This is a genomic window from Flavobacterium sp. PL11 (assembly GCF_035985025.1).
Classification (GTDB): Bacteria; Bacteroidota; Bacteroidia; order Flavobacteriales; family Flavobacteriaceae; genus Flavobacterium.
Window position 1 is genome coordinate 1 of record NZ_JAXCIA010000055.1, and the last position, 8,525, is coordinate 8,525.

At 30.9% G+C, this 8,525-nt stretch carries 5 protein-coding genes and 2 tRNA genes; 4 read left to right on the forward strand and 3 right to left on the reverse strand.

Going from position 1 to position 8,525, the window contains the following annotated elements; translation table 11 throughout:
• Positions 1-129: 129 nt before the first annotated feature.
• Complete coding sequence (locus RCH18_RS15705) at positions 130-1,365, forward strand: DUF445 domain-containing protein (RefSeq protein ID WP_326937724.1); 1,236 nt, start codon at positions 130-132, stop codon at positions 1,363-1,365.
• A 119-nt stretch (positions 1,366-1,484) separates the two neighbouring features.
• Here the strand turns inward: RCH18_RS15705 and gpmI are convergent, their stop codons facing one another.
• Together gpmI and RCH18_RS15715 are read right to left on the reverse strand one after the other, a co-directional pair.
• On the reverse strand, positions 1,485-3,002 hold the full coding sequence (gene gpmI / locus RCH18_RS15710; RefSeq protein ID WP_326937725.1) for a 2,3-bisphosphoglycerate-independent phosphoglycerate mutase: 1,518 nt from the start codon (positions 3,000-3,002) through the stop codon (positions 1,485-1,487).
• Between the two features lie 94 nt (positions 3,003-3,096).
• Positions 3,097-5,523: a DUF5916 domain-containing protein gene (locus tag RCH18_RS15715; protein ID WP_326937726.1), complete on the reverse strand. Its 2,427-nt coding sequence runs from the start codon at positions 5,521-5,523 to the stop codon at positions 3,097-3,099.
• A 489-nt stretch (positions 5,524-6,012) separates the two neighbouring features.
• On the opposite strand from RCH18_RS15715, the gene RCH18_RS15720 reads away from it, so the two are divergent.
• Positions 6,013-6,735, forward strand: a complete 723-nt coding sequence (locus RCH18_RS15720) for a murein L,D-transpeptidase catalytic domain family protein (protein ID WP_326937727.1) — start codon at positions 6,013-6,015, stop codon at positions 6,733-6,735.
• A gap of 31 nt (positions 6,736-6,766) precedes the next feature.
• Here the strand turns inward: RCH18_RS15720 and RCH18_RS15725 are convergent, their stop codons facing one another.
• Positions 6,767-7,213, reverse strand: coding sequence for a GNAT family N-acetyltransferase (locus RCH18_RS15725; RefSeq protein ID WP_326937728.1), 447 nt, complete (start codon positions 7,211-7,213; stop codon positions 6,767-6,769).
• 169 nt (positions 7,214-7,382) lie between these two features.
• Between RCH18_RS15725 and RCH18_RS15730 the strand changes: the two genes are divergently transcribed.
• Together RCH18_RS15730 and RCH18_RS15735 are read left to right on the forward strand one after the other, a co-directional pair.
• Positions 7,383-7,455 (forward strand) — tRNA-Gly (locus RCH18_RS15730).
• Between the two features lie 41 nt (positions 7,456-7,496).
• Positions 7,497-7,572: transfer RNA gene (locus RCH18_RS15735), tRNA-Gly, on the forward strand.
• The last annotated feature ends 953 nt before the right edge of the window (positions 7,573-8,525 follow it).

An 8,525-nucleotide genomic window follows, 5' to 3' on the forward strand; every position in this document is an offset into this window, starting at 1 on the left:
CGAGAAAAAGATTTGGTTTTAAAACACCAAACCAAGTATATTTACATAAATTGATAAATCAGCAAAAAGTTGCATTTATGACTTGAATCCGCCAAGTAATAAATTAGTATATTTCAAAAAATCAATTAAATGAACACGATAGACACTAACAAGACGAAAAAAGCGAACTTAGGAAAGATGAAAAATCTCGCCTTGAGTGTCTTGATACTTGCTGTTGTCCTATTCTTTGTAGCACATCATTATGAAATTGCTTGGCTTAAAGCCATTAGTGAAGCGGCAATGGTAGGTGGAATTGCCGATTGGTTTGCAGTGGTAGCATTGTTTAAGCACCCATTAGGGATTCCAATTCCGCATACAGCGTTAATTCCAAACAATAAAGATGATATTGGTCGAAATTTAGGGAGTTTTGTATCGGATGAATTTTTGATTAAAGAGAAATTAGAAATTAAAATAGATGAATTTGACTTTGCTACAAAAGCAACAGCTTGGCTAAAATCAAAGAAAAATGCTACTACTGTAGCTTCATTAGTTGTTGAAAATGTAATTCCAGGTATATTAAAAACTATCGACGATGCTGATGTGCAACACTTTATCCAAAAACAATTTGAAAATAAAATGCAGCAATTAAATTTTGGACAATGGGTTGCAATTGGTTTAGAATCCCTGTCAAAAAGTGATAAGCTGGCTCAATTGATAACAAATGTTTTGACGGTTCTTGCATCTGAACTCCAAGCAAGTAAAGAGGAAATTGACGAAAGAGTAAAAACAGCCACACCCTGGTACACATTAGGCGTTGCTGATAAAAAAATTGCCAATGGCGTATTTGCTGGACTTTATGAATTTATTGAAATGGCAAAAGAAGAGGATAGCTCAATCCGTCAAAGGGTTAATAAGTATTTTCTCGACTATATTGAGGAATTAAAAAGTTCACCAGAAATGCAACAGAAAATAAGTAATTTAGTTACTGAATTTACTCAGAAAAGTGAGGTTCAAGATTATATTGGTTCGATTTGGCAAGAGATAAAAGATGCTGTCAATGATGATTTAGAAAAAGGAGAGGCGTCCCAAATTAAATCAAACCTTACTCAAATGATCATTAATTTTGCTATTACTATTCAAGATGACTTAGCGCTAACGACCAAAATAAATAATTTTATAAAAATTGATTTATTAAATGTATTATTAAAAAACAAAAAAGCAATAGGTGAATTGATTGCAAGCTCGGTTCAAAGCTGGGATAAAAAAGAAATTGCTGATAAATTAGAGTTAGAAGTAGGTAAGGATCTTCAATTTATTAGAATTAATGGTTCAGTTGTGGGTGGATTTGTAGGGCTTATTATTTATTTTGTTGAACAATTTATTTGATTTGTGATTGTTCAATAGTGTAAAACGATAATACATTTCATTTTGTACTCATTTTTATTTACAATCAAACTAAGAAAAAAATGCTGCCCTTGTGAGACAGCATTTTATAACTATTAAGTTTATAGTAAAGAATTACAAGTCATAACCTCTGGTTTTTCTACTCCCATTAATTGTAAAATAGTTGGAGCAATATCTCCTAATACACCATCGTGAATTTCTTTTATATCTTTATCTACTAAAATAATTGGAACTGGATTTGTGGTATGAGCCGTATTAGGACTGCCATCTGAATTGATCATTGTTTCACAGTTTCCATGATCTGCAATTACAATTGTTGTGTAATTGTTAGCTAACGCGGCGGTAATCACTTTTTCTACGCATTTATCAATAGCTTCACATGCTTGTATAGCCGCACTCATAACGCCTGTGTGTCCTACCATATCTCCGTTAGCAAAGTTAAGGCAAACAAAATCTACTTCTCCTTTATCTAGTTCAGGAATTAGTGCTTCTGTCAAAGCAAAGGCACTCATCTCTGGTTGTAAGTCGTACGTAGCCACTTTTGGTGAATTTTTTAATATCCTACTTTCGCCTATAAATGGTAATTCTCGGCCACCAGAAAAGAAGAAGGTGACATGGGGATATTTTTCCGTTTCAGCAATTCTGATTTGCTTTTTGTGTGCTTTTTCTAATACTTCACCAAGGGTTTCAGTAATGTTATCCTTATTATAGACCACTTTTACATTAGTATAGGTTTCATCATAATTTGTCAAAGTCACATAATACAAATTAAGTTTGTGCATATTTTGCTCATGGAAATCTCGTTGCGAAAGTGCTTCTGTTAATTCGCGTCCTCTATCGGTTCTAAAATTAAAGAAAATCACTAAGTCATCCTCTTCAATAGTGGCAAGTGATTTATCATTTTCATCTGTCATTAATATTGGGTGAATAAATTCATCTGTCACATTAACTTCATAACTAGCTTCAATAGAAGCCACAGCATCTGTAGAATGTGTACCTATTGCATTTACGATTAAATCATAAGCTAATTTAATTCTTTCCCAGCGTTTATCTCTATCCATTGCATAATACCGCCCTATAATTGAAGCCAATTTTACAGTAGTATTACCAATATAGTCTTGCAAATCTTGAATATAATGTATTCCTGATTTTGGATCTACATCACGACCATCTGTAAAAGCATGAATAAAAACCTTATCTAATCCATACTGTTGTGTTGCATCAATCAAACCTCGTAAATGCGAAGTATGAGAATGAACACCACCATCAGAAACCAGTCCTAAAAAGTGTACTTTTTTATTTTTTATTTTTGCATAATTAAAGGCATCAATTAAAACAGGTTCTTTAGCCAGCGTGTTATTGGCTACAGCCAAATTAATTTTAGCCAGATCTTGATAAATAATTCGACCAGCACCCAAGTTCATGTGTCCCACTTCGCTGTTACCCATTTGTCCTTCGGGTAATCCCACATTTAAACCATCAGTACGAAGTTGTGCACTTGGATAATTTTTATATAAACTGTTTATAAAAGGAATCTTGGCATTATCTATAGCAGAAACTTTTGGGTCAGGAGAGTTGCCCCAACCGTCTAAAATCATTAAAATTACTTTTTTATTCATCGCAAATTTGTTTTAAACAAAGATAAAGCTTTTATAAAAGGTAGAGAGACAATAAAATTAACAATTGTTAAGTGAGTTCTACATTATGTAACAATTAGAATTTATTTTTAATTTGATTATAATCTATGAAGTAACGCACACTTATTGATAAAACATGATTTAGCGCATCGTTTGTCAACAATTTAGTAACATTATTTTGAAAATCTTTGTTAATATTACTTTCAAAAGAGCCAGCATTATTTCTATACAAAAGCGATAGTTGGCTTCCAGGCGCAAACCACCAAGAATATGATAAATCTGCATTCCAAGAATAAAAGCTAGAATTTTTATTACTGGAATATTGAGTATAATTAGCTAAACTGCCATTTTCCTGTAAGGACAAAATGTTTTTGTTTTCCGCATAGGACCAATAATGCCTAACCGAAAGGTTAAAAGACATCTTGCTATTTACAGCATATTTTCCTGATAATGCATTGGAATACGTAATTACATTTCGATTGGCAAAAATGATCAAATTTGGTGTTTCTGGATTTAAATCTTCCTTGATACTGTCAATGTAACCCTTATTATTATTCTGTCTTAAAAAATTGAACGTGTAAATGAGTGATAATTTATCGCTGAAACGGTATCGAGGGCCAATTTCAAATCCGTAAGAATTTCTTTTTTCTTCATCAAATGCCGTAAAGGATGGATTAAAATCAATAGCAAAGCTCTTATTGTAATTAGTAGAAACATATATAAAGCCACTAATTTTTGAGGGTAATAATACATATCTACCCATAGTTTGTGGCTCATAATAATCAAATGTTTGTATAGGATTAGCATCGATTCCTAATCCATAATAAATATTTTTTTTGTCTTTCGAATTAATCTGGATATTTATATTACCAGACTGAAGTTTTCCAGTTTCTTTCTGGAACTGAGAATATGCATTAATTCGTGCATTAAAACTGTTAAAATACTTAGTCGGGTTTAAAATTCTATAACTAGTATTGCCATAAAAACTAAAGTAATTAGTTTCAAAATTTATACCTAAATCATTATTGTCGTACTCTTTAGTAATAATATCGGCTCCAATACCATAGCGAAATTTCCCACTAGTTTCAGAAAAATTTAATTGAGAATTAACTCCCTTTTTATCTTTTTCAGCATTAACATAACTATATTTAAAATCACCAGTAAGACTATAAGTGTTTTTTTTAGTGTTTAAATCCCAAACTAATGCAGTTGCATTTCCATCTCTAAAACCACCATTCCTAGTCACATTAGTATTCACAAATGCAATTGAAGAGTTTTTTCCAAAGCGCTGATCTAATACTAGAACGTTATAATTAGCTAATGGCTCAACTACTATGCGTCGCGAATTTTGAGTTACTTTATTACGAACTGTAGCAGTAGTTTTTTCAGTAACTGCATTTAAAATCCCAATTCCTAATCCATTTTTTGTACGCCCAGTCACTTTTAATGCATTGACTAAATTGACATTAACGGGATATTCCTCTACTTCTTCATTAATTGTTATTGCTATTTTATTTGTTTTGACTGATGGGCTTCCGCCAATACGTCTCGAATAAAGTAAATCACCCTTACTAAACAAATCTGTTCCCTCTGTAAAAAACGCTCTATTTTCATTAAACTGCTGTTCAAAAGGTCCTAAATTTAGTATTTGATCATCGTATTTGGTCTGCCCAAAGTCGGGAATAAGAATCATGTCTAATGTAAAAGCATCATTAATTCCGTATTTTAAATCTAGTCCACCTTTTAAAGTTCCGTACGTTTTTTGAGTAGCATTTGCAGTAGCATAAAAAGAAGAATAAGGAAGTAAAAAGAGTCGGGTAGGAGTTTTAATATTTGCAATTCCTTCTAAAGTTCCAGATTGCTGCGTGAAAGTACCCAGTTTAGAATCGATAAAGTTCCAAGTATATTTTTGACGGTCTCTCCTAATTTCTCTAAAAAAGTTTATTCCCCAAGTTTGCTTACTTTCATTGGAAAAACGTATTGCTGCATAAGGAATTCGCATTTCTACTACCCAACCTTTATCTGTAATAACGGCTTTACTTCTCCACACCGCATCCCAGGAATAATCTTCGCCATTAGCATCGGTGGTGATGCAATCTGCTTGGCCATCGGCTGCATTCACAAAAAATTGAAAATCTTGCTGCCCATCATTATAACCATTTATAAAAACACCAAACAAATCTGCGGTTCCAAATTCATCCCTTTGTGTAATTTCGGTTAATATTTTATCTGGTTTGTCATCATTTAGTAGTGCACCAATATAAATAGCATCATTGTCGTACAATACTCTTACTTCTGTTTTCTTGTTATTAGGCATCACTTTGCCATTATCAGGTTCAAACATAATAAAATCAGTTGCTATTGGAGCTGATTGCCAAATTGACTCATCCAATTTACCATCAATCTCAATTTTTTCAGAGATAAATATAGTTTTTAGTGTTTTTTTTTGGCTATAGCCAAAAAAGGAAAGTAGAAGCAACCCAATTAGTAGAACTTTATTCATTGAACAATGTTTGAATGATGATAAATATTAAAAACGCATTACCTGTTACAGTTCGTGATACAATTAATCTTTTGTTTTTTCTAATAGACTCTTTATTGTAAGGAATGTTACAATTTGACTCTAATTTGTTAAACTTATAGAATTATACATGCGTGCAAGTTTACAATTTTAAACCATTTTTTTTCGGATGCTATTGTAAAAGCTTTAATTGTTTAGTAATTTAAGTAAGAGATATTAATTCAAAAATTTAATAATGAATAAAGGATAGTAAGCGTTTTAAAAAAATTCAAAATCTGACACTACATGTATTCAACGGAGGTTTAACAGGATCTTAATCTTTTAATGTTATGTTGAAATTTTATAATCTTATCTCAATATTTTCTAATTTTAAACGTTATAAAAACAATAAACTTTTGTTAAACGGTCTCACTGCTTTGTTTATAACTGTATTTTTGCAAACTAATTAAATTTTAAACTAAAAGAAAATCAATGATTTATAATTTAATCCCCTCACTTTTTATTTTTTTAGCATTTTTTAATGTCAATAATTCATCACATTTAAAATCAGAATTAGTAAAGCCAAATCACTATGTTACGATAATAAAACCAGCGCTAAACTCCAAAATAGAAATTGCTTATAATAATTTGCATTCCAATAAATATGCATTGCCAAAATTAGAAAGTTTTGCATCAGCTTTGAAAGGGTATTATTCTTTAAAAGAAAAAGGTTTAATTAAGAAAGATATATTGACAATTATCGATTTTAGTATGTCCTCTAACACTAAAAGACTATGGGTGATTAATATTCTTACTGGAGATATTTTATTTAACTCTTTAGTTTCTCACGGCAGAAATACTGGACAAGAATTTGCCTCTAATTTTTCTAATGCTAATGAATCTTTTAAAAGCAGTTTAGGATTTTATACAACTGGAGAAATCTATAATGGTAAACATGGAATGTCTCTTAGGTTAGATGGATTAGAAAAAGGAATAAATGATAATGCAAGAGCAAGAGGTGTCGTTATGCATGCGGCTGATTATGTTTCAGAATCATTTATCAAAAACAATAATAGATTAGGAAGAAGTCAGGGATGTCCTGCAGTTCCTGTTGCATTATCTAAAGATATTATAACTACAATAAAAGATAAATCTTGTTTCTTTATTTATCACCCTTCGAGAGTTGCTAAATTTGGAACTGAATCCACATCATAGATTTATTTATTTAATATTACTTAAAGATAAATTATTGTTGATCTAAAATTTTAAACATTTGAATATGTAATCCTATTTCAGGTATTTCGAAAAATTCACCTATAGGTTTGTATCCCATTTTTTGATAAAAACTAATTGCTTCTTTCCTTGCATTAAACCAAATTAAGTTTTTTGCTCTTTGAATACAGTGTGATTCAGCATATTTAACTAATTTTTCACCAAAACCTTGTTTTTGGTATTCTTTTAAAACCGCCATTCCTCGAATTTGATTTTGCTTTTTGTGATCAAATAAAACATTTTTTGCCTCGAATAAGGAAATAACTCCAACTATAGTGTTCTCAAAATACAATCCGAAATGAATAGTGCTTTCTAAATTGTCACCATCGAAATGACAGTCTTCAATTGGTTTATCCGTTCGAAGTACTGGATGACGGACTAAAAATGTTTCTAAAGCAGTTATGTTTTTTATAAAGTACATACTTTTTTTAAATTATTTTTGAATTTATAAATGTATAATAATTTCAGTTTAAATTCTTTACAACTATAAATTACTTTTTTGAATATTATTGGTATCGCAAGTTTGAGATTTTTTAAAAAAAAACTTGCATTCAAGCAAACTTATTATTTATATTTGCACCGTCATTAATGCGAAAGTAGCTCAGTTGGTAGAGCTCCAGCCTTCCAAGCTGGTTGTCGCGAGTTCGAGCCTCGTCTTTCGCTCTAAGTTTTAAAGCTTAATTTAAATAAAAAATAGTAATAATGCGAAAGTAGCTCAGTTGGTAGAGCTCCAGCCTTCCAAGCTGGTTGTCGCGAGTTCGAGCCTCGTCTTTCGCTCCAAAACCCCAGACTTATGTCTGGGGTTTTTTGTTTTAAAGTCATCTAAAGAAGAAGCAAGTTAATTTGAATTGTATCAATTTAAAATATCTTAGGATTGATTCGAAGCTTGAATAAAGATTTTAGAATAAATCAATAAATTAGCGATACTCGTAAACATAACATGCGATTTTAAAACGCACACTATTTATGTATAAACTTAAACTAGGCTTTTAATACTACCATCATATAAAATCTCTGTGATAACAATTTTGATTCAAATTACAATTTCTCTTATATATAAAACGTAAGTCCACAATCACAATGATAAAATGTAAATATAGTTTGCGATTTGAGTAGTAGGATTATTTAAAGTTCAAACCATTGTAATAACGATTCAAATTCTAATTGCGCTCAAGTAGGCTTTGTAAATAATCATAGGATATAAACTTAACTCGAGGTCTCAACCGCGATAGTATATAACCGCGGTTCATTTATCGATGTTCATAAGGTAGACTATAATTTCAATCGTGTAATTAGATATTAATATAAAGTGTGATCGTACCTTGCAGTTGTAATTATATAATTCCACAATTTCCCAATTTTTATTCAGATATCAATATTCGTCTACTGCACTAGTAGTTAGTAGAATTATTATATTCAGTTACATTTATATAATAACGAAATACGCAATGTGAATTCAATATTATGAAAACAATCAACATCCCCAAAAGAAGATGAGAACGTCGTTTTAGATATATACTAAGGGGATTTGTAAAATTAAAAGCGGTAGTACATAAAAATCAAATAATAATATTCCCTTCAAACTTCATGTTTACAGTTACTTAAAAGCAATCTTCCACAAATCAGAAAATACTTTGATAAAAAGCTTGTAGAAGCGAATAAACGCACTACTTTTGCACCCGCAACAAGCGCATACGTTCTTACTTAAATATTGAAAAGCAGTTTTAAACTAA